Genomic DNA, 21,147 nt, shown 5'->3' on the forward strand with positions numbered 1-21,147 from the left:
AGGCGAGTTTAAGGATGGCAGCCAACAGTCAGACGGCTCCGCGCGCTGCGCAGCGTTTTCGGTATTACTTGTTGATCGGCATTACGGAGATCGCGCTGCTGCATGGCGTTCCGGCCCTGGCGGCTGCGTCCGACCCGGCACAACAGGATAGCAAGGTCAAAAACTTCCATATTGCCGGACAGTCGCTCTCCAGCGCGTTAACGGTCTTTGCCCAGCAATCAGGGCGGCAGATCTCCTACGATCCCGCCATAACGACAGGTCTTGCGACAAAAGGTGTATCGGGGACATTGACGCCAGAGTCTGCCCTTTCCACTCTGCTGAACGGGACACCCGTTCAGTTCCGCAGACTGAATGCGCGCACACTCATTCTGGAACGCAGAAGCACGTCGTCGATCACACTTGGTCCTGTCCGCGTGGGGGGAGCCGTCACCCGTCAGGACCCGACTGGTCCTGGTGCTGGTTATTTTGCCGAGAGCACCATGGCCGGAACAAAAACAGATACTCCGCTCATTGAAATTCCCAATTCGATCTATGTTGTCACCAGGCAGCAGATGGTCGATCAGCAGGCACAGAATGTTGCTCAGGCATTGCGTTATAGTGCGGGCGTTTATTCTGAAGCGCAGGGCACAAATCTTACCGGTGCAGCCTATAGCGGTGAAAACGGCATAAGGCAGCGTGGTTTCGTGACAACACAGTTTGTCGATGGCCTGCAATCCAGCTCCTATACAGCCGCAGAAACTGCTTTTCTGGATCGGATTGAAGTCGTCAATGGTCCGGCTTCCGTCACTTACGGACAGTCCGCACCGGGTGGCCTTATCGGAATGGATTTGAAAAAACCCACCACAACGCCACTCCGTCAGGCCACACTTGGCTTTGGCAACTGGGGGCGATACGAAGCAACTGTTGACGTCAGCGACAGGATTACCAAAAGCGGCAACCTGCGGTACCGTGTCGCAGCCATTGGCGTGACGCAGGGAACACAGACACAGTATGTCGCTTACAAGCGTGTTGGCGTACTGCCATCCCTGACGTGGGATATAGATCAGAAAACATCATTGAGTATTCTGGGAAGTTATATTTATACGCCAGACAGCGGTGCCAATACGGTTGTGTATCCGCTTGTCGGATCGCTTCTTCGGGGTCCGTATGGGCGGATTTCCCGTAGCGTATTTCTTGGCATGCCTCGCTGGAACACGAACAAGACCACGTCCTCCATGTTTGAATATCAGTTTCGTCACAAATTCAATGATTTTTTAGATTTTCAGCAGGTTTTCCGGTGGGAGGCGTCTGACTGGGACCTCCGGAATTCCTATTTCAACGAGCAGGTTTCCGCCAGCGAGGTCAGGCGAAGAGCATGGGAGGTGCAGGGATATAACCGGACTGTGGCGCTTGATACCCGCCTGACGGGCCGCGTCACGACAGGACCGCTCCACCATACGTGGCTTGTCGGTTCTGATTTCCGCCAGATCGAATCAAAAACGGCTAATATGTTTGGTGAATTTGATACGCTTAATCTGTTTTCCCCTGATTACAGTTTCGTCCCCTGCATAGCCAATCCGTATACATGCGGTTCTACGGGTTATCTCACTCATACGTCCTATTTCCAGGAAGGTGTTTATTTCCAGGATCAGATCAAATGGCGCGGGTTGTCTGTTATTCTGGGTGGTCGACAGGACTGGTTCAACACGACAAATCGCAGCGGAGCACGGCAATACAGTGCGGATGGCACCTCTACCGTTACAGGCGGATCGCCTAGTGAGCGCCCGCAAATGGCATTTACCTGGCGTGCCGGCCTTGTCTACAAGTTCGACTTCGGTCTTGCCCCATACTTCAGTTACAGTACTTCATTTGTGCCGCAGACAACAAGCGACTGGCGTGGAAAACCGTTTTCACCGCTTACAGGAAAGCAGTTCGAAGCCGGTCTTAAATACCAGATTCCAAAAACCGAGGTTTTCCTGACGGCAGCAGCCTTTCATCTTAACGAAGATCATTATCTTGTCGGTGACGATGCGCATCCCAATTTCAGTGCCGATGCCGGGCGGGTCGCAGCCAAAGGGGTCGAACTTTCAGCAAACGCCAACATCACCAAGGATCTGCATCTTACAGCGTCCTACACCTATACGGATATTCATTATAGAAAAAACAATCTGACAACTTCCAGGATTGATCTGGCTACTCTGAGTGAAAATGAAGTCGTGTCAGAGCAAGGGAAGTATGTACAAAACGTTCCCCGTAATATGATGTCAGCGTTTATCGATTATACCCTTCCTCGTTCTGTGTTTCATGGGTTGGGTGTCAACTGGGGTATTCGTTATATAGGGTTTACCTATCCAGATGCTGCCAATTCTTATAAAGTTCCGGCATATGTCCTTTTTGATATCGGCGCACATTATGATTTTGTAGAACTATCGCCTAAGTTGCACGGGCTGCGCGCTCAGTTGGCGGTTTCGAATCTGACAAATAAATATTACATTACAGGATGTTCTTCGGATCAGTGCTATCTTGGGCAGGCCCGCCGTTTTTATGGGAACATCTCTTATAACTGGTAAGAATCCAAAAATTCTCTGACAGAATTGAATGTCAGGTTCAAGAGTTATTCTTTGAGATGTAAGATGCAGCGTGTTGAGATCTGGATGGGAGGCATGAAAATATGAGTGCGGCAGTTGTGTTCGGTCGCAACACGCTGTCAGTCTTTGAACTTTGTGGTCATGTTTTGCGTAATGTGGCCTGTTTTATACAGGCCCCAGTCGTAAGGTGGCTTTGATTTTCTGTGTCTCCTGGCAGAAATGCAGGCGAAATATCCCGTTGTATACACAGGCTTTTCAAGTCAAACTGTGCTATAAGTAGCATGGATTTATTGCCTTCGGTCAGATCGACTGGCCCAGCCCCTACTGTCCATGTTTTTATACAAAAGCCATGACTGTAAGTATTCTCTCGAGGCGGCTGGTTTGGTGTGATGTGGCAGCCAGAGGTTATGTCTTTAAGTTCTGATTGTAAGATATGGATATCAAATAACCGAATGTTTTTTTTCTTAAAGAGATCATTTCCGGCTGTCGGAGGGCGATCGGTAGCGTCTGACGACGGCCGTTTTGTCGGACGCCAGCTGGTGAGGCAGATACTTTCCGCTACCCTGAGAGCATGATCTGACCGAATAGCGCCTGTTCTCCTTATGACGGTGGTCGGGGGCAGGTCACAAAAGCGAATGCTGCTTGTGACTGTATATAATGGCTGCCCCGTTTTGTTTTGGCAGATCAGGCCATGGCTCCGCTGCTGTCTTGCATGCTTGCAGCACAGACAGACGCAATCATATTGCATCAGCCATCAGCCATCAGCCATCAGCCATCAGCCATCAGCCATCAGCCAACACATTGTTCCTTGCTACTCCGGCGGCGGATATGCGGCGTCACGGAAAGTCGGGGCTGTGGCGGGTCAATTATGTATGGCCTCTGATCACGCGGGCCGTGAATACGGGTAATGTGCAGGCAGTCAGCCGGATATATACCGCTTTTGGCGTGAAATGTCCGCATATCAGCCGACTTGACGGCCACTTCGGGCGTTCGATTTCTGGCGAAATGCCGCTCTTTCTACTGCATTGCCCGTCCAACGGGCCGTGATTGTCTGCCGCACGCCAGTCCGGCATGCCTGAGCCACCTGCCCGCACGCACCGCCCCGCTTCCAGGGCCTGTATTCCCCTTCCCAACAGCGTTTCCCCATACTTGGTCCGTGGGGCCGTTCTGCTCAGCGTCGCGGTGTGTCCGACGGCCTCTGCCAAAGATCGGGTCAATTTCTATGCGGCTCAGCCCGGTTGTGGGGCCGTGGTTTGTTTCTTGACATTACGAAATCGAATCGATAACGTCAAATTATGAACACATGGTCCAAATATGGACTATTTCCTTCCAACCCGCTTGTTCCATCAGCGCCGCCAGCTACACTAAGGGGTAAACAATGCGTAATTGCGGTCATCGCTTCGGGCTTGTCGTTGATGTTTCTCTGATTGCCCTGATGGTGGCGGGTGCAATGGGCGAAGCTGCCTCGGCCGCCACTTCGGCTACGCGGCCATCTTCATCCTCCGCTCCCGCGGCTGTGCATGCGCGCAAAACGGCAAAGCCTGCTCATGCGGCGGCGGCAGGGCCGGTGACAGGCAGCCGGGCGGTGGTTGCTGCACCCGTCAGCCATGATCCGATCAGGGCGACAAGCAGCGAATCAATGGTTGTGACAGGATCGCGTGGCTCGGCCCGCAAAGTGACAGAAAGCCTGAGCCCGATTGACGTTGTGTCTGCCCAGCAGATCGCCAGCACCGGGCAGACAGACCTGACGGCCGCCCTTTCGCTGGTCAATCCGTCCATTTCCACGCAGTCGCGACAGACCACACTGAACGCCCTGACGTCGTCTTTCCGTCTGCGGGGGCTTAACCCTGACCAGACGCTGGTTCTGGTCGATGGCAAAAGACGTCATACCACGGCCAACATCAATGCCGACGCCGGGCCGGAATCGGGTGAAATGCCCGTTGATATCGATATGATTCCGGTTTCCATGATCGATCATATCGAGGTCCTGCGTGACGGTGCTTCCGCGCAGTACGGGTCCGACGCCATTGCCGGCGTTGTCAATATCGTGCTCAAGAAAAGTGCGACGCGTGGTTCGCAGCAGGGCATGGTCGGCGCCAACTACAAGGGGGACGGCTTTAATTACTCCCTGCGTGGAGACCATGGTTTCGAACTGGGTGAAGACGGTTACCTGCATATCGGCATGGATTTCATGCACACCGACAGGACCGTGCGCGACGGTATGGATACCAGAACCCACCAGTACGACTTCAGGACCGAAGGCAAGCCCAATCTCACGCGTGAGAACATTGCCATGGACTGGGGCAAGAGCTTTATGGATGAAAAGCTGACATTTTACGGCAATGTCATCTACGGGCACAAAAACGGGCAGGTCGGCCAGTTCTTCCGTGTCGCCAGCACGTTGCCCGAATATTATCCCAACGGTTTTGTGCCGCTCATCACTTCGAACGAGGACGATTATTCAGCGACGCTCGGGATCAAGGGCAGGGATCTTCTTGGTTTCGCATGGGATCTGAGCACGACGTACGGTTCGGATAATGTCGATATCGGCATGAAGAATTCCGCCAACGTCTCCTTCTACCACGCGTATGGCTGGACACCCACCAACTTCAAGGAACGCTCGTTCCAGGCCACGCAATGGACCAACAATCTCGACATCCATCGCTCTTTTGCCGTGCCGGGTTTTGCAAAACCCCTTACGCTGGCGTTCGGTGCCGAACATCGGCTTGAAAGTTACAGGATTGTGGCGGGTGAGCCCGCGTCCTATTTCGGCACAGGGTCGCAGGCCCTGGTGGGGCTGACACCCAACCTGGCCGGGCAGTGGTATCGTGATGTCTATGCCGGTTATGTGGATGTCGACATTCAGCCCATCAAGCACCTTGATATCGATTTTGCAGGCCGGTTCGAACATTATACCGATGCGGGAGACGCCAAGATCGGCAAGGTGGCGGCCCGTTACGATTTCACGAACTGGATTGCCGTGCGTGGCGCGATCAATACCGGTTTCCGTGCGCCCACGCTGGGTCAGGAACATTACGGTGCGCTCAGTGTCGCCCCGACCTTTGCACAGGGGCAGCTTGCCGTCAGCTCGGCTGCGGCTGGCGCGCTGGGGGCCGTTCCGCTTACGCCCGAATTCTCGACCAATGCATCGGGCGGGATCGTGCTGCGGCCGATCAAGAACCTGAATATCACGGCGGATGTGTATCAGATCAACATTCGTGACCGTATCATTAACGGTGGCAGTTATTCCGGTGCGGATGCGGTAAACGCCATCGCCGAAATGGGGTCGACCATCCCGGCCGGGATCGCGCCTGGGGCCGTGACGGCAAGGTATTATTCGAACGGTGCCAGTACCCGGACACAGGGTGCGGATATTGTCGCCAGTTATCTGACCGACCTGCATGAGGCCGGACGCATTGACTGGAACCTGGGTATTTCGCTCAACCGGACACGCCTGACACATCTTGCAAATGATACGAACGGCAATCCCTTGTTGACGGCGCAGGGTATTTCCTACCTGACAACGGTATCGCCCCGTAGCAAAATCCTGATGTCCGGTCGGTGGACATGGAAAAAACTCGATGTGTACGTGCAGGAAATACGCTGGGGCCAGACCAAGGATATGGCCACCTATTATTCCGGGCCGTACACGAACTCCAATTCGGTGTTCTTCCCGTTTGTGAGCAACCCGAAATGGATCACCAATGTCGAATTTGGGTACCGTGTCGCGGAAAAAGTGCATGTGGCCGTGGGTGCGAACAATCTGTTCAACAACCATCCCACCCGCCTGCCCAGCTACGGGCGTTACGCCGGGGCAGAAATGTACGACAACTTTGTGGGGCAGATGGATATCAACGGCGGGTACTACTACCTGCGGGTGAACTCGTCTTTCTGACAGGGCTGCAATTCATGGTCGGGCAGCAGGCGTTGACGTGACCCGGCCGACCGTGTTCGGCCATGCCAAGAGGGGTAACGCCATGGGCGACAAACCCCTTGTTGCGTGGCCCGTAGCGTTCCGGCACCTGATGGCGCCGTTATTCTCCTCTCTCGGGGTAGAGGGTTTCGGGGTTGATCTGACAGCCCCCTCAGCGGCGAACAGATGCCGGAACTGCGCCGACTGTTCGTTGACGGATCAGGTGTTGTTTTTTCCGGGGCCAGAAAAATAGCTTCGACAATCATGTGCGGGTTGCGTGCTGTTTTGGAACGCCCGGCCGGCATGTCGGGGTCAAGACCATCTGCCGCCCGACCGACAACCCGTATGTGCGCCGTTTCCACGCCGATGCGTCGAGCAAGCCCGTAGCAGGCGAGAGTTTGCACAGCGATCAATTCTGTACCGTAATCCCCGCCTCTGGCCAGCAGGCTTTCCTTGCACACTACCCTGCCCGATGGTGGTCCCGACACTCCGTCCGCCAGCATGTACGCAGCGTATGACGCCTTGTCCGAACGGATGAAGACGTTGCTCGCAGGGCCGGTCGCGGTTCATGACGGCACGCGGGTTTTGGGTCCGGGCACGCCTGTCTCGACCCATCCCGTTGTCGTGCGGCACCCCGATACGGGCCGCAGGCTTTTGTTCATCAATACAGATTCTGTGCGCGAAATAGAGGGATTTCCCCAACAGGAGGCCAAATTCCTCTCCCTGTCAGCTTTCCTGATCGGGCATTGCGCGTGTGCACAATGGAGCTGCCGCTTCAAATGGTGGCCGCATTCCATTGCTCTTTGGGACAATCACTGCACGCATCATCGCGTCATACGGGATTGCTGGCCGCATGTGCGTTCGGGCTACCGTGTTCAGATCGAGGGCACGGAGCCGCCCAAGGGAGGTTAGGAGGCTGCACGGGCGGGTGGGGGGGCAACATGCCAATGGTGCAAAATTCTGCCCCAACCTGCCAGGTGCGGAGGGCAGGCCCCGTTGAGTCAGGGTTATGCTTCAGGCGGGGCTGGAACTGCGGTCGGGCAACAGGCAATGGCCGAAATCTCGACCAGCAGGCCGTCCTGCACGAAGGTTGCGCCCCCGACCAGCGTTGCGGCAGGGGGTACGGCAAGCCCGCCCAGCCAGCGCCGCCGGCTGCGGCCCACGGCTTCCCGGTCGTCCATGGATGCCAGGTGGATGGTCAGGCTGACAATGTTCTCCACCCCGCAGCCCGCGGCCGCAAGTACCAGGCCGATGCGGCGGAACGCTTCATCGGCCTGTGTTTCGGCATCGGGGGGCATGGCGTGTTCCGCGCCGGTTATGCCGTGCGGGCCACCGGCATGCATGCCAGAGACGAACACAAATCCGTTGCAGGTCACGCCATGGCTGAACAGCCCGGCCGGAGGGGCGGGCAGGCCGGACGGCGCAATGGCTTTTTTCACGGCCCGTTTCCGCCGGGAGTTGCTTGCGACGGCGTTTGGCCGGGTGCCGTGCTGGCGGCCGGGGCAGTCGTATCCCGCCCCGGCGTGGCAGCCTCGGCCTTGCGTTGAGCCGCCTCGCGCGTCAGACGCGCATGCACGGGCATGAAGTCATAGCTGGGGAAAAATTCGGTGCTGAACACGCCCCAGGCCGAGCGTTCAAGCTCCACATTGACCGCAGGGATCAGGGCTGGGGGCAGGCGCAGGGTCACGATCTGGCCAATGCCCATGACCACGTTCCATGTCACCACCTCCACCCCCCTGGGGGGAAAACGGTTCCACCAGTCACGTTCGTCCAGACAGCCCTGAAGCTGCGCCAGGTTTTTGGACTGGTCGTGGCGCAGAAACACCGTAAGCATGACGGTATCGGTCATCGCGCATTCCTTGTGGCGGGTGTTACAGATCCAGAACCAGTTTTGAGGACCGGCAGCGCGAGACGCAGATCATCATGGTCCTGTTCGCGGCCTTTTCACTTTTGCTCAGCACGCTGTCGCGGTGGTCCGGCTCGCCTGACAGCACACGGGTCTCGCAACTGCCGCATACGCCTTCGCGGCAGGACAGCTCCATTCTGATCCCGCCTGCCTCCAGCACGTCGGCAATGCTCCTGTCGGGCGGAATTTCGAATGTGCGGCCGGAACGGGCGCATTCCACCTCGAAACCGGCGCTGCCAGTCTCGTCTTCCGCCTTGACCGGGGCTGCCGAAAACCGTTCCAGATGCACCTTTGTGTCGGGCAGGTGGGCTGTGGCGGCTTCGTACGCGGCCAGCATGGGGGCAGGGCCGCAGCAGTAGAAATCGGCCGAAGGATGGGCCGCCACGATGGAGGCCATGTCCAGCGGGCCGCCGGCCTCGGCGTCGATATGGAAAACATGCGGGCAGTCCAGTGCCGCGATCTCCTGCGCAAAGGCAAGGCGGGCATGCTCGCGTACGGCATAATACAGGGTTGGCTTGCGCCCCAGCGTGACCAGGCGGCGCATCATGCACAGCATGGGGGTGATGCCGATCCCCCCCGCGATCAGCACATGCTCGCCCGCGGCCTCGTTGAGTGCGAAGGCGTTGCGCGGCATCCCGACCTCGAACTCCGCACCGATCCGCAGCGTCTCGTGGATATAGCGCGACCCGCCCCGGCTGTTGGCGTCAAGGGCGACGCCCACGACGTAACGGTCGGTTTCGTCCGGGCTGTTGCTGAGCGAATAGCTGCGCACCAGCCCGTGCGACAGATGCAGGTCGATATGCCCCCCCGCCGTGAAACGGGGCAGGGGCCCGCCGTCGAGGGCCCGCAGTTCGAGGGAGACGACATCGCGCGCCTCCCATTTCAGCACGCAGGCGCGTACGCGCAGGGTCTCAGCCATTGGCGCAGGCTTCGAGCTGCTGCTCCGCCTTCTGTTTGAGATAGCGGCGCAGCCTCACCAGTCCCGCATCGTGCTGGTAGAGAATTTCGCGCTGGTTGGCGCCGGGTTCGTAATCCTCGATCAGAACGCGGTCCTGTTCCAGCACGTGCCAGTGCCGGGCTTCCAGGCGGTTGCGGTACAGGAAACGCCATGCGTCGCGTTGCCAGCCCGTGACCTTGCGCAGCCGCCAGTGGAACACGCCGCTCCAGCCGTCCTGCATGGGGGTGTAGGTGCCCATGATCATGAAATTGCCGCCCGGCCCCCCGGTCTTGGGGTAGGGAATTTCCAGTTTGAGCCACATGGACCCCAGGTCGAGAAATTCCGTCCAGTCGAAATTCACGCCGCGCTGGGCGTCCTTTTCGAACACGAAGCCATGGTCGGTTTCGACAATACGGAAATTGGCGATCGAATCCCCTTCGGACATGGAATGGGAATGATGGTGCAGGAACGTGCCATGCATGGGGTCCATCACGTTATCGATCACGTAGCGGTAGTCGCCGCCCCATTCCGTGTAGCACAGGAAAGAGCTGTAGTCGGGGTCGCTGAATTCTTCTGGCAGGCGCAGTTCGGTGGGGGGCGTGTCGTTGTTTTCGCCCACGAACAGGAAAATGGCGCCCGCGCGTTCCTGTAGCGGAAAACTGCGGGTGGCGCGCATGCCTTCCAGGCGGCAGCCGGGGCTGCCGGGCACTTTAACGGCAACGCCGTCCGCATCCACCTGCACGCCATGGTAGGGGCAGGCGATCTTGTCGCCCATGGGGATCCCCTGCGAAAGCGGCGCGCCACGGTGCGGGCAGTGGTCCTCAAGCGCATAGGCCCGGCCCAGATGGTCGCGCCACAGCACGATACGGAAGCCGCACCGGTAGATGGAGGTCGGCGTGGTTGTCACATGGCTGGATGGCAGGACCGCGAACCACTGGTTGCGCAGGCCGTGGCGGAGGCGGGTTTCAAGGGCGTCGGTGGCGGTCATGGTTCTGATCCTGTTTGAGGCAGAAAGGGGTGGGACAGCATGCCTGCGGGATACAGCGCGGACAGGGCGGGTTCAGTCGGCCAGCCGGGCCAGTTCGGCCGCCAGCTTGGCTTCGGTCCAGGACGAGCCGTCCGGGGCGGCAATGTCGCGCTCCGCCAGAACGGGCAGGATGTCGGCCAGTGTGGTCGCCCCGCGTGCGAAGGCCGCTTCAAGCGCGTCACCGATCATGTTCTCGTACGGATCGGGCTCACGGAGGCGGGACTGAAAGGTTTCGTTATACGGTACGAAGGGTTTTTTCATCGGTTGTTCTCCGCAAGGACGCCCGGCACCCGGGGCTGGGCGAAAAGAGTGGTGCGCGATTTGACCAAATATGACCACAATGAACAATTATGGACAAATGTTACGTAATCGAAAGAAAGAAATCAAGCCCATTCCTGTGCGATCCCCGCCGCATGGCTGTTTTCTTCTTTCTGTAAAAGCGGCATATGGTGGCAGGCATGATACATGATCTTCCACCCGGGCCCGAAGGGGATGCAACGTCCGAGGATACCTCGACCGAGGATCGCTACATCGTTCCCGGCCTGCTGCGCGGGCTGGCCATTCTCGAAAGTTTTACCAACCAGACGCCCGAACGCAGCCTGGCCCTGATCGCGCGGGAGGCCGGTCTGCCGCGCGCGACGGCGTTCCGGCTGCTGCATACGCTGGAAGCGGCGGGCTATGTCGAACGGAACGCCACGCGGCGCACGTTCAGGCTGGGTAACCGTGTGCTCAAGCTCGGATATGCCGCATTGTCGGGGCGTAACCTGGTGGAGATTGCAACCCCGGTGCTGGAAAAACTGCGTGACGAGACCGGGTGTACCACGCATCTGGTCGTGCTGGCGGGGACGGATGTGGTCTATATCGCCCGTTGCGCGGGACCGGAATGGACGGGCAGGACCGTGACCGTTGGCACGCGCCTGCCCGCCCATGCCACGGTAATCGGGCGTACGCTGCTGGCCCATATGGCGCTGGCCGATGTCGTGCGCCTGTACGACGGCTATGCCTTCCCTACCTATACGGACGCGACCCCCGCCGACCTGGGCGCGCTGGTCGCGCAGCTGGAGGCCGACCGGTCGCAGCGCAGTCTTGCAAGCTGGGGCTATTTCGAACCCGATGTCGCAAGCATTGCCGCCCCCGTGCGCAATCGTGCCGGCATAGCCGAGGCGGCGGTGAACGCCATCTGCCCGCTTTCGGCCTATGACCGGGCGGAGCTTGAGGACGTGGTGCGCGTCAAGGTCGAGGCCGCGGCGGACGAAATTTCCGCAGCGCTGGGTTATCAGGCCTAGCGCTATCGGCCCTGCCCCCGGTGGCGGGGCTGCAACTGGGGCTGGCCGGTCCGGGCGTGGGTCAGCGCGCCAGAACATCGGCCAGTATCCGGTTGAACTGATCGGGGGCCTGAAGGTACGAGGCATGTCCCGCACCATGAATAAGGTGCAGCCCCGCACCGGGACATGTGCGGGCCACAGCCTGCACTATCTCGGCGGGTACGATCTGGTCGCCATCGGCGGCGATAAAGTCGGTATCTCCCTGCCAGCGTGTCAGGTCGGCAACCAGTTTCGCACCGGCCAGCAGGTGTACCGCATCCTGGTACCCCTGGGCTGACACGCGCGCCATGGCGGCGGTTGCCGCCTCGATCTGGGCGGGGGTTGCGTCCGGGGTGAGCGTGCGGGGCGCGCGCCGTGCCGCCATGCCCGCAGGGCCAAGGGTTGCAATATCGTCGACCCGCGCCTGCAGGGCTGGCAGCAGGGACTCGCCCGGGGGCTGGCCATAACCGCGCGCCGGGCTGGACAGGACAAGTTTTGCAACGCGGTGCGGGTTTTCCACGGCAAAGCGCGTGGCGGTCACCGCCCCGAGCGAATGGCCCACCAGCACGCAGCGTTCCACACCCAGTCCGTCCAGCCCCGCCGCCAGGGCACGGGCCCAGCATGAGGGGTTGGCGGGGTGCGCCGCCGGTGGGAACGGCGTGCTGCCCGCATAGCCCGGTGCGTTCCAGGCCAGCACCCTGTGCCGTGGGGCAAAGCCTTCAAGCTGGGCCCGCCACGCCTGCGCGTCCGAACCGATCCCGTGCAGCAGGACCAGCGTTTGCCCGCCCGAGGCATTGCCCATGGGGCTGCCCACCGGGCTCTCAATGGGGCTACCTTTGGGGACGTCGGTGGGGCTACCGGTGGGGCCGCTTTCCAGCCAGCGCAGTGTTCCGCCCTGCGCCTGCGTGGTCAGAACAGAGCGGATCGCCATCATGACCGCGTGGCTGCCTTGTAGTCAGGGTCGCCCGGCAGGGGGGTGCCGATGACCACGAACAGCGTGGCGGGGCTGACATCGTCATTACGGAAATAATGCGCCCGCCCGGCAGGGGAGACGAACACGTCCTTGGGGCCGATCTGCTTTTCGATCGTCGTGCCGTTATCGTCCCAGCCGACCGTGACATGACCTTCGAGCACCAGCCATGCCTCTTCGCAGTCGCGGGTATAGGGCTGCACGCCCACGCCTGCGGGCACAACGAACATTTCCTTGCGCGCGGTGGACGGAGGGGCCCCGCCTTCGCCCACGTAAATTTTGCGGCCGAAGCCTGCTGGCGTCCAGTGCAGGGGCTGGTCGTCGTAGCGCACGACATAATGGGCCATCAGGCGCTGGAGCGGGTGGGCCCCACTGGCATCCACAGGCAGCACCTGCCCGTCGCGCGCGCCAAAACGCATGGCCAGTTCGTCGCCCACGTCCTTGGGGTGGTAGACATAACGCGGCGGCAGCGGCTTGCCCACGCCCACCATGACCGACATGGTGACAGGAGTGACCCCGGCATTACGAAAACCATGCGGCACGTCACGCGCGTTCAAAATCATGTCCTTGGGGCCAAGGGGGGCTTCCACCACCACGCCGTTATCTTCCCAGCCGACGGTCAGCACGCCGTCGAGCACGAGAAACGCTTCCTCGATCTCATGGGCGTGGCAGGCGGCGTATTTGCCGGGGTGCTTGTACAGCAGGCTGAGCGTGAAATGTTCGGGTTTGAGGGTCTGGGTATCGTTGACCTTGGGCGACCCGCCTGAGCCGATAAACCGCATCTGCGCGCGTTCAAGGTCGGGAAAGCCCCGGTTGGAGGGAAAGGCGTCCCAGTCGAAGGTCTTGTTGGCGAATTTCTGAAGATGGCGGTTGAAATCGTCTGCGACGGTCGTGGCTTTTTCAATGGTGGCGGACATCGGGGTTCTCCTGCCGTGCTGGGGACTCGCCTGTATGCGCGAACTTTCCGTTTCATATTACAAACAAAAATAACGATACAAGAAAAAATATTACTGCAAACAGCAAAAAAATCTCTATATTGGCTGTATTGATCCCGGAACGGGCCAAAAAACGCGCCATTTGTTTTATATATGAAACACAGAACGGAGTCCCTTATGTCCCTTTGTGGAATCGATGCGATCACATTTGGCGTCCAGGACATGGACAAGGCCCATCACTTCCTGCGCGACTGGGGCCTGCATGAGAAAACATGCGAGCCCGACCGTCTTGTTTTTGAAACCCGTGACGGGTGCGAAGTGTTGGTGCGCCCGGCCGACGCCCCCGATCTGCCCCCCGCGATAGAGGGCGGCAAGACCGTGCGCGAAGTGGTGTGGGGGGCCCGCACGCCCGAGGACCTGGCGGCGGTGCTGACACGTCTTGGCGATCGCGTGCGGGTCGGGGCCGATGGCCTGCCCCGCGTCACCGACCCGAACGGGCTGTCGCTGGCCTTTCGTGTGTCGCGCAGGCGTCCCGTTGTGGGCACGCCCATGCTGCCCAACGCACCGGGGGCCTGCCACAGGGTGGACCAGCGCGGCCCGGTCTACACGCAGGCCGACCCGATCCAGATCGGGCATGTGGTGGTGTTCGGGGCCGATTTCGCGGCCATGCGCGCGTTCTATACCGAGCAGCTCGGTTTTATCGTCAGTGACGAATACCCCAACCAGGGCTGTTTTCTGCGGTGCCAGCCGCGTGGCGGGCACCATAACCTGTTTATTCTCAGCCGTCCGGGGCGGCCGGGCATCAATCACGTGGCCTTCACGCTCAATGATATTCATGAAGTGGTGGGTGGGGGCATCGCCATGAGCGGCAAGGGCTGGAAGACGGAAATAGGGCCGGGGCGGCATCCGATTTCATCCGCCTATTTCTGGTATTTTGAAAACCCGCTTGCGGCCCCGCTCGAATATTACGCGGACGAGGATTACTGCACCGAAGCGTGGGAGGCGCGGATCTGGGAACGCCGCCCCGAAAATTTTGCGGAATGGGCGATCGCGGGCGGGCTGGACGCCACCACCCGCCGCCAGAAAATGGACGGGCAGAACAGCGAACGCGGGCACAGCTAGGCGGCGGGGTTCAGCCCTGTGGCGGGCGGGGCTCTGGCTCCCGGCCCGCTGGCGCGGGGCGGTGGCATGGGGCACGCGGGTGCCCGTTTTTTGCCGCAGGCGGTAAGGCTGGCCTGCGGCAAAAGGTGTTTCAGGCCCGTTTTGTCGCGAACATGACACAGGCCGCCAGCGTATAGGGCAGCAGGAACATCAGTAACGCGCCGCGCAGGTTGGCGGTAAAGTCATCCCCCATGGCCAGCACGAAGACATAGCCCGAGGTCGAGGCCGCAAGGTAATAGACGGTCAGCAGCACCCCGATGGCAAGCGACGCGCGTGCCGCAGGTGCGTTTTCCCGCGCCAGGGCATAGCAGTTTCCGTAAATGCCGCCGATTCCCACCCCGAAGATCAGCGAAAAGACAATGGCGCTCGTTTCGTGCAGCGACCACATGAACAGGGCCGCCCCCGTAAGCCCGGTCAGTGCGGACAGAATGGCCACGCCGCGAAAGCGGTCGGTGCGGTCGAGCACGAGCCCGATGGGCACACCCCCCAGAATATTGCCGATACCAAAGCACCCGAAGGCGAGCGAGGCCTGTGTCGGTGTCAGGTGCTGGCCGATCCGCGCATAGGTCTGGAACAGCGACATATAGGCGTAACAGCACAGGCCATTGGCGGCCGCCATGACATAGACCGCCTGCAACGGCCGGGAACGCAGCCACGAAAAATCACCCAGGATGGCGGGTGCGGCCTCTTCCGCCTGCAGGCGGTCGGGCACGAACAGGAGCAGGCACAGGCCGGTGGCCACCCCCGCACCCCCCATAAGCTTGAAGGGGAAGCGCCAGTCCCCGCCGCCCATATCCTGCATGGCCAGGACCATGCGCGGCCCCACGAACATGCTCAGCCCGAAAATGGCTGTGGCCCCGCCTATGGCTGTGCCGCGCCAGCGTGGAAAAAGAGCGACGATAATCATGAGCAGCGCGATGCTGAAAAGCGATTCGCCCGCCCCGGTCGCCAGCCGCCCGGCCACGAGCATGGGCACGGTGTTCGCCATGCCCGAAAGCAGCGTGCCGCACGAAAAAACCAGCGTGCTGATTCCAAGGGCCCGTTTAAGCCCAAGGCGCGCGACCAGAATCCCTGCGGGGAGCGAAAGCACGGCAATGCCAAGGGTGAAAATGCTGGCCATGAACCCGGCCGCTTTCTGGTCGAGATTGAGCGTGCGCCGGATCTCGACCAGTTCCACCGGCATGACCAGCCGGTCCCAGCCGTAAAAGACATAGGTTACCGCCATCAGCACGATAACGGGCACGAGGGTTCGCAGGCCCGGTAACGGTTCCGACGTTGCCACCGGGGCGGCATGCGACTGGCTGCGCTGCATGATGACTGCCTTTCTCCTTGAATGCGCGGACACGCCGCGGGGCAGTCCTCGCGCTGATTGTTCTGTCAGCGAAACACATTTGACACAAGCGGCGGCAATGAGTAAACCAAATAAGGAACATTAGTGCATATTTGGTCAATCTGGCCTGGGAGAGACCTCCCGGTCAGTCCGGCTACGGGAGTTGGCGTTCATGCAGTTCGGTTCGTTTACGCTGGCCGGTCATCGCATTGTGGTGACAGGGGCGGCGCGTGGTTTGGGTGAAGCCATGGCCCGCGCCTGCGCGGGTATGGGGGCCGAGCTGTGGCTGGCCGATATCCTGGTGGAGGAAGGCCAGGCCACGGCACAGGCCATTGCGGCCGAGCATGGCGTTACGGTCCGGTTTTCGCCGCTCGATCTGGCGCGGCCGGACTCCATCGCGGCCTTCGGGGCGGAGGTGGCTGCGGCCTGGGGCAGTGTCGACGGGCTGGTCAATAACGGCGCCATTGCAACCAATGTCGGCGGTCGCGGGTTCGAGGATATCGAGATCGACTTGTGGGACCGGGTGCAGACCGTGAACGTGCGCGGCACATGGCTGATGGTGCGCGCACTCGGCCCGCTGTTTTCGGGGCGGGCGCGCATTGTCAATCTTGCGTCCGACACGGCACTCTGGGGGGCGCCGCGCCTGCTGGCCTATACCGCCAGCAAGGGCGCTGTCATTGCCATGACGCGCTCGCTCTCGCGCGAACTGGGTCCGCGCGGTGTGGGGATCACGGCAGTCGCCCCCGGCATCGTCCGGACCGAGGCCACGGAATATGTGCCCAAGGAACGTCACGATCTTTACGAAAACGGTCGCGCCGTGCCCGGCCCGCAGGACCCGGGGGATATTGTCGGCGTGGTCTGCTTCCTGTTGACTGGTCAGGCCCTTGCGCTGACCGGGCAGGTTCTGCCGGTCAATGCGGGCTTCGTGTTTACCTGACCAGGCCTGAGAGGCGTTGACATGTCCAGTTCCGACGACACCACACACGACGACAACGACAGCTATATTTCTCCCCCCGTCCTGCGGGCGGCCAAGCTGTTGCGCTATGTCAGTGAAGGGGGTTCGCTTGCCAACCTGCGGGCGGCGGCGTCCACGCTCGGCATCAGCCGCACGACATTGCTGCGGCTGATCCATACGCTGGAAATGGAACGATTCATCGAACGGGTGCGCGGCGGGGAATACCAGATCGGGGTCGGGCTGCTGGCGCTGGTGGGCGAAAGTGCGTTCGGGCAGGATCTGGTGCGGATCGCGCTGCCGATTGTCGCCAATCTGGCTGAAAAATCGGGGCTTTCGGCGCATCTGGGCATTCTTGACGGGCGCGAGGCCGTCTACCTTGCCCGCCGGGTGCCCAACGTGCCGCTGGCCAGCAACATTTCGGTGGGGTCACGCATTGGCGCCCATGCCACGACGCTGGGCCGCGCCATTCTGGCCTGGCTGGACCCCGAGGAAGTGCGCGCCCTGTACGAGAACTATCCGCTTGGCCAGTACACCGACCGCACGCCCGCGTCGTGGAACGCCCTGCGCGAGACGCTCGGCCGTGAACGCGCGCAGGGCTATTCCGAAAGCGACGGGCTGGTCGCCGATGGCGTGAGTTCCATTGCCGCACCCGTGTTCGACGGCACGGGCCGGGCCATTGCATCGGTCAATGTATCGGGCCCCACCGCGCGCTTTGTGCATGAGGACGGACGGCGGGACCATATCGCGGCATTGGTGGTCGATGCCGCGCGCGAGATTTCAGTGCGGCTGGGCTGGCGCGAGGCCAGTGCGCCCCCCGCGCACGCCGCATCGTAGGAGACGGACATGGATCTGGGTTTGCGTGGCAGGGTCGCGGTCGTTACCGGCGGCAGTTCGGGAATAGGGCTGGCGACAGCACGTGTGCTTCTTGAAGAAGGCATGGCCGTCGCGATCTGCGCGCGCAACCCCCAGCGGCTGGAACAGGCCCGGCAGGCGCTGAGCGCGTGCGGGGATGTGCTGGCTTATCCGTGCGATATTCTGGATACGGCCGCGGTGGCGGGCCTGCTGGCCGCGGTCAGCGACTGGCAGGGCCGGTGCGACCTGCTGGTCAACAACGCGGGCCAGGGCCGGGTTTCCACCTTTGCCGATACGACCGACGCCGCCTGGGAAGAGGAACTCAAACTCAAGTTCTTCAGCCAGATCAACACCACCCGTGCGTTCGCGCCCATGCTGGCCGGTTCGGGGCAGGGTGCGATTGTGGCGGTCAATTCCCTGCTGGCTTACCAGCCCGAGGCGCATATGGTCTGCACATCGGCCGCGCGGGCGGGGGTCCAGAACCTTCTCAAGTCCCTGGCGGGCGAATTCGCACCGGCGATCCGGGTCAATTCCGTGGTCGTGGGGCTGATCGAATCGGGCCAGTGGGAGCGGCGTTTCCAGGCGCGCGAGGACCGTGCCCTTTCGCGTGAGCAGTGGCTTGCCGATCTGGCGCACAGCAAGAAAATTCCCCTGGGCCGGCTCGGCCTTCCCCAGGAGGTTGCCCGCGCCATCGCCTTTCTGGGCTCGCCGGCGGCGTCTTTCGTCACCGGTACCCAGATCGAGGTTTCTGGCGGTCTTTCCCGACATATCTGACGGATATTCCATGATAAACGTGACATCAGTGCAGGAGGTCCCGGCCTCGTCCAAGGCGGAGACCATGCAGGTTGGCGATCTGGTGGCCGCCTGGCTGGCCGAGATCGGCGTGCGGACCGTGTTTGGCGTTATTTCCATCCATAACATGCCCGTTCTGGACGCCATTGCCCGGCAGGGGCGTGTGCGCTTCGTGCCCGCGCGGGGAGAGGCCGGGGCGATGAACATGGCCGACGCCTATGCCCGTGTCACACGCGGGTTGGGCGTTGTCATTACCAGCACCGGCACGGCGGCGGGCAATGCGGCGGGCAGCCAGGTCGAGGCTCTGGTGGCGGGCTCGCCCGTCCTGCATATCACCACCCAGATCGACCGGCCTTTCATCGACCGGGACCGGGCCCCCATTCATGACGTACCGCGCCAGCCCGAAATGCTGCGTGGCGTGTCCAAGACCGTGCTGCGGGCCTGGTCGGGGGCATCGGTCCTGACCACGTTGGCCGCAGGCGCATCGGCGGCGCTGTCGGCCCCCACGGGTCCGGTTTCCGTCGAACTGCCGATTGACGTGCAACGGGACTATGCGCTTGTGCCGCGTGTATGGCCCAAGCCGCGCACGGCCAGCGTCAAGGCCGATGATGCGGCGATAGACTGCCTGGCCGACATGCTGGCCCGCGCCCGCAGGCCCATGTTCTGGTTCGGTGGCGGCGCGCGGGACGCCACGGCCCAGGCGGCGGAACTGGTGCGCCGTGGTATTGCCGCTGTCACCAGCACCAACGGCCGGGCCGTCGTGGCCGAGGACAGTGCGGCGTCTCTCGGGGCTTTCAACATGACGCCCGAAGCCCAGGCGCTGTACGACCGGGCCGACCTGATGGTGGTGGTGGGCTCGCGCCTGCGCGGCAACGAAACCCGCAACAACGAAATGCGACTGGGCAAAACCCTTGTCCAGATCGATGCCGATGCCAGCCAGGGTGCCCGCAATTACCCGGTCGACCTGTTCATTCATGGTGACGCGGCTGCCGTGCTGGACGGGCTGCTGGCCCGCCTGCCAGCACGGCTGGACACGGACCCGGCCCTTGTGCCCGATGTCGTGGCCGCCCGCTCGGCGGGAGAGGCGACATTGCGCGACACGCTGGGTCCGTACGGCGTTGTGGCCGATACCCTGCGCGATGCGGTGTTCGGGCGCGAACTGGCCTTTGTGCGGGACGTGACCATTTCCAACTCCACGTTCGGCAATCGCTATGTCCGGCTTGCCGCGCCCAATCTGGGGGTGCATGCGCTGGGCGGTGGTATCGGGCAGGGGATCGCCATGGCCGTGGGGGCGGCGCTTTCGGGGGTTGCCGCGCGCACGGTCGCCCTGGTGGGTGACGGCGGGGCCATGCTCTACCTGGGTGAACTGGCCACGGCGGTCGAGGAAAACGCCGGGATCGTCTTTATTCTCATGAACGACCGGGGTTACGGCGTGATCCGCAATATCCAGGACGCGCAATATGACGGGCGGCAGCATTATACGCTGTCCACCATTCCCGATTTCGCGCAGGTCGCGGCCTCTATCGGTCTTGCGCACCGGCGTGTGTCCGACATCACGCAGTTTGCCACATTGTTCGAGGCGGCGCTGGCGCAGTCCGGCCCGGTCCTGCTGGAAGTGGACATGGTGTCCATCGGGCCGTTCGCCCGCAGTTTCGCGGGGCCTCCGGCCGGGGCCGCGGGAAAGCCCACGACATGACCGGACAAGCCTTGCATCTGGGCCTGATCGGCTGCGGTTCCATGGCGGGAACGGTCCTGCGCGCGGTGCGCGGTGCGGGGGTATCCCTCACGGCGGTCACGGTGCTGACCCGCCCCGGCCGTGACCCGGTCGACGTGGCGCGGCATCTGGGGCTGGAGCCCGGTCTGGTGCGTGTCGTATCCGACGCGGCAGGACTCATTGCCCAGGCACCGCGTCTCGTTGCCGAATGTGCGTCCCAGGAGGCGGTGCGCGACGTGGTGCCAGACCTGCTGGCGGCGGGCATGACCGTGGTGCTGGCCTCCGTCGGGGCGCTGGCCCAGCCCGAAACACTGGCCCGTATTGCCGCAGCCGACACCGGCACACTGCATGTGGCGGCAGGCGCCGTGGGGGGCATGGACGCGCTTGAGGCCGTGCGCCTGTCGGGCCTGCATGCGGTCACGTATGTCGGGCGCAAGCCGCCGGCATCCTGGCCGGGCGGTTATACGGACAATGCCGTGGTGTTCGAAGGCACCGCCCGTGAAGCCGCTTTGAAATTCCCGAAAAATGCGAATGTCGCGGCCACGGTCGCGCTGGCGGGGCTGGGGTTCGACGCGACACAGGTTCGCCTGCTCGCGGATCGGGACTGCACGAACAACGTGCATGAAATCACGTTTTCAGGCCGCTGCGCCAACGGGTTTTTCCGTATGGAGGGGCTGCCTTCTCCCGATAATCCCAGAACGTCGCTGACGGCAGGGTATAGTGTCGCACGCGGTGTTCTGTCCTGTATCAGTTCGTGTCTGGCCTTTTCATAAGGAAACAGCAT

At 61.5% G+C, this 21,147-nt stretch carries 18 protein-coding genes; 10 read left to right on the plus strand and 8 right to left on the minus strand.

The window, feature by feature from the left end:
- Positions 1 to 14: 14 nt before the first annotated feature.
- The 3 genes from ABF990_RS09460 (at position 15) to ABF990_RS09470 (ending at position 7,392) form a co-directional block, all read left to right on the plus strand.
- Positions 15 to 2,549, plus strand: coding sequence for a TonB-dependent siderophore receptor (locus ABF990_RS09460; RefSeq protein ID WP_415506581.1), 2,535 nt, complete (start codon positions 15 to 17; stop codon positions 2,547 to 2,549).
- A gap of 1,396 nt (positions 2,550 to 3,945) precedes the next feature.
- Positions 3,946 to 6,462 (plus strand): TonB-dependent receptor plug domain-containing protein, encoded by a 2,517-nt coding sequence (locus ABF990_RS09465; RefSeq protein ID WP_415506582.1) that lies wholly within the window; start codon positions 3,946 to 3,948, stop codon positions 6,460 to 6,462.
- Positions 6,463 to 6,915: 453 nt separating this feature from the next.
- Entirely contained in the window at positions 6,916 to 7,392 is a 477-nt protein-coding gene (locus tag ABF990_RS09470; protein WP_415506585.1) for a TauD/TfdA dioxygenase family protein, read from the plus strand.
- Between the two features lie 95 nt (positions 7,393 to 7,487).
- Here ABF990_RS09470 and ABF990_RS09475 read toward each other — a convergent pair whose 3' ends face one another.
- The 5 genes from ABF990_RS09475 to ABF990_RS09495 all read right to left on the minus strand — a co-directional run bounded on the left by ABF990_RS09475 (position 7,488) and on the right by ABF990_RS09495 (position 10,611).
- Positions 7,488 to 7,919, minus strand: a complete 432-nt coding sequence (locus ABF990_RS09475; RefSeq protein WP_415491272.1) for a RidA family protein — start codon at positions 7,917 to 7,919, stop codon at positions 7,488 to 7,490.
- Positions 7,916 to 8,329: a hypothetical protein gene (locus ABF990_RS09480; protein ID WP_415491271.1), complete on the minus strand. Its 414-nt coding sequence runs from the start codon at positions 8,327 to 8,329 to the stop codon at positions 7,916 to 7,918. The genes ABF990_RS09475 and ABF990_RS09480 overlap by 4 nt, the downstream gene beginning before the upstream one ends.
- A 22-nt stretch (positions 8,330 to 8,351) precedes the next feature.
- Positions 8,352 to 9,305 carry a PDR/VanB family oxidoreductase gene (locus ABF990_RS09485; RefSeq protein WP_415491270.1) on the minus strand — a complete coding sequence of 318 codons (954 nt, stop codon included), beginning with the start codon at positions 9,303 to 9,305 and terminating at the stop codon, positions 8,352 to 8,354.
- Complete coding sequence (locus ABF990_RS09490; RefSeq protein ID WP_415500198.1) at positions 9,298 to 10,311, minus strand: Rieske 2Fe-2S domain-containing protein; 1,014 nt, start codon at positions 10,309 to 10,311, stop codon at positions 9,298 to 9,300. Before ABF990_RS09490 ends, ABF990_RS09485 begins: the two co-directional genes overlap by 8 nt.
- 72 nt (positions 10,312 to 10,383) lie before the next feature.
- Entirely contained in the window at positions 10,384 to 10,611 is a 228-nt protein-coding gene (locus ABF990_RS09495; protein WP_415491268.1) for a recombinase-like helix-turn-helix domain-containing protein, read from the minus strand.
- Positions 10,612 to 10,808: 197 nt separating this feature from the next.
- Here ABF990_RS09495 and ABF990_RS09500 point away from each other — a divergent pair, with 197 nt between their 5' ends.
- On the plus strand, positions 10,809 to 11,636 hold the full coding sequence (locus ABF990_RS09500; protein WP_415491267.1) for an IclR family transcriptional regulator: 828 nt from the start codon (positions 10,809 to 10,811) through the stop codon (positions 11,634 to 11,636).
- 61 nt (positions 11,637 to 11,697) lie between these two features.
- Here ABF990_RS09500 and ABF990_RS09505 read toward each other — a convergent pair whose 3' ends face one another.
- On the minus strand, positions 11,698 to 12,588 hold the full coding sequence (locus ABF990_RS09505) for an alpha/beta fold hydrolase (RefSeq protein ID WP_415500197.1): 891 nt from the start codon (positions 12,586 to 12,588) through the stop codon (positions 11,698 to 11,700).
- Positions 12,585 to 13,541, minus strand: coding sequence for a cupin domain-containing protein (locus ABF990_RS09510; protein WP_415500196.1), 957 nt, complete (start codon positions 13,539 to 13,541; stop codon positions 12,585 to 12,587). The genes ABF990_RS09505 and ABF990_RS09510 overlap by 4 nt, the downstream gene beginning before the upstream one ends.
- 195 nt (positions 13,542 to 13,736) lie before the next feature.
- Here ABF990_RS09510 and ABF990_RS09515 point away from each other — a divergent pair, with 195 nt between their 5' ends.
- Complete coding sequence (locus ABF990_RS09515) at positions 13,737 to 14,681, plus strand: VOC family protein (RefSeq protein ID WP_415500195.1); 945 nt, start codon at positions 13,737 to 13,739, stop codon at positions 14,679 to 14,681.
- 130 nt (positions 14,682 to 14,811) lie between these two features.
- Here ABF990_RS09515 and ABF990_RS09520 read toward each other — a convergent pair whose 3' ends face one another.
- Positions 14,812 to 16,032 carry an MFS transporter gene (locus ABF990_RS09520; RefSeq protein ID WP_415500194.1) on the minus strand — a complete coding sequence of 407 codons (1,221 nt, stop codon included), beginning with the start codon at positions 16,030 to 16,032 and terminating at the stop codon, positions 14,812 to 14,814.
- A gap of 190 nt (positions 16,033 to 16,222) precedes the next feature.
- Between ABF990_RS09520 and ABF990_RS09525 the strand changes: the two genes are divergently transcribed.
- Genes ABF990_RS09525 through ABF990_RS09545 form a run of 5 tightly spaced genes read left to right on the plus strand, consistent with a single transcriptional unit; the run spans position 16,223 to position 21,136 of the window.
- Positions 16,223 to 16,987 (plus strand): SDR family oxidoreductase, encoded by a 765-nt coding sequence (locus ABF990_RS09525; protein ID WP_415500193.1) that lies wholly within the window; start codon positions 16,223 to 16,225, stop codon positions 16,985 to 16,987.
- 21 nt (positions 16,988 to 17,008) lie between these two features.
- Positions 17,009 to 17,839: an IclR family transcriptional regulator gene (locus ABF990_RS09530; protein ID WP_415491261.1), complete on the plus strand. Its 831-nt coding sequence runs from the start codon at positions 17,009 to 17,011 to the stop codon at positions 17,837 to 17,839.
- Between the two features lie 9 nt (positions 17,840 to 17,848).
- Positions 17,849 to 18,631 (plus strand): SDR family oxidoreductase, encoded by a 783-nt coding sequence (locus ABF990_RS09535; RefSeq protein WP_415500192.1) that lies wholly within the window; start codon positions 17,849 to 17,851, stop codon positions 18,629 to 18,631.
- Positions 18,632 to 18,641: 10 nt separating this feature from the next.
- Positions 18,642 to 20,345: a thiamine pyrophosphate-binding protein gene (locus ABF990_RS09540; RefSeq protein ID WP_415491259.1), complete on the plus strand. Its 1,704-nt coding sequence runs from the start codon at positions 18,642 to 18,644 to the stop codon at positions 20,343 to 20,345.
- Positions 20,342 to 21,136, plus strand: coding sequence for an aspartate dehydrogenase (locus ABF990_RS09545; protein WP_415491258.1), 795 nt, complete (start codon positions 20,342 to 20,344; stop codon positions 21,134 to 21,136). The genes ABF990_RS09540 and ABF990_RS09545 overlap by 4 nt, the downstream gene beginning before the upstream one ends.
- Positions 21,137 to 21,147: the final 11 nt, after the last annotated feature.

Origin of the sequence: Acetobacter sp., assembly GCF_047723915.1 — a bacterium.
In the GTDB taxonomy this organism is placed as follows: domain Bacteria; phylum Pseudomonadota; class Alphaproteobacteria; order Acetobacterales; family Acetobacteraceae; genus Acetobacter.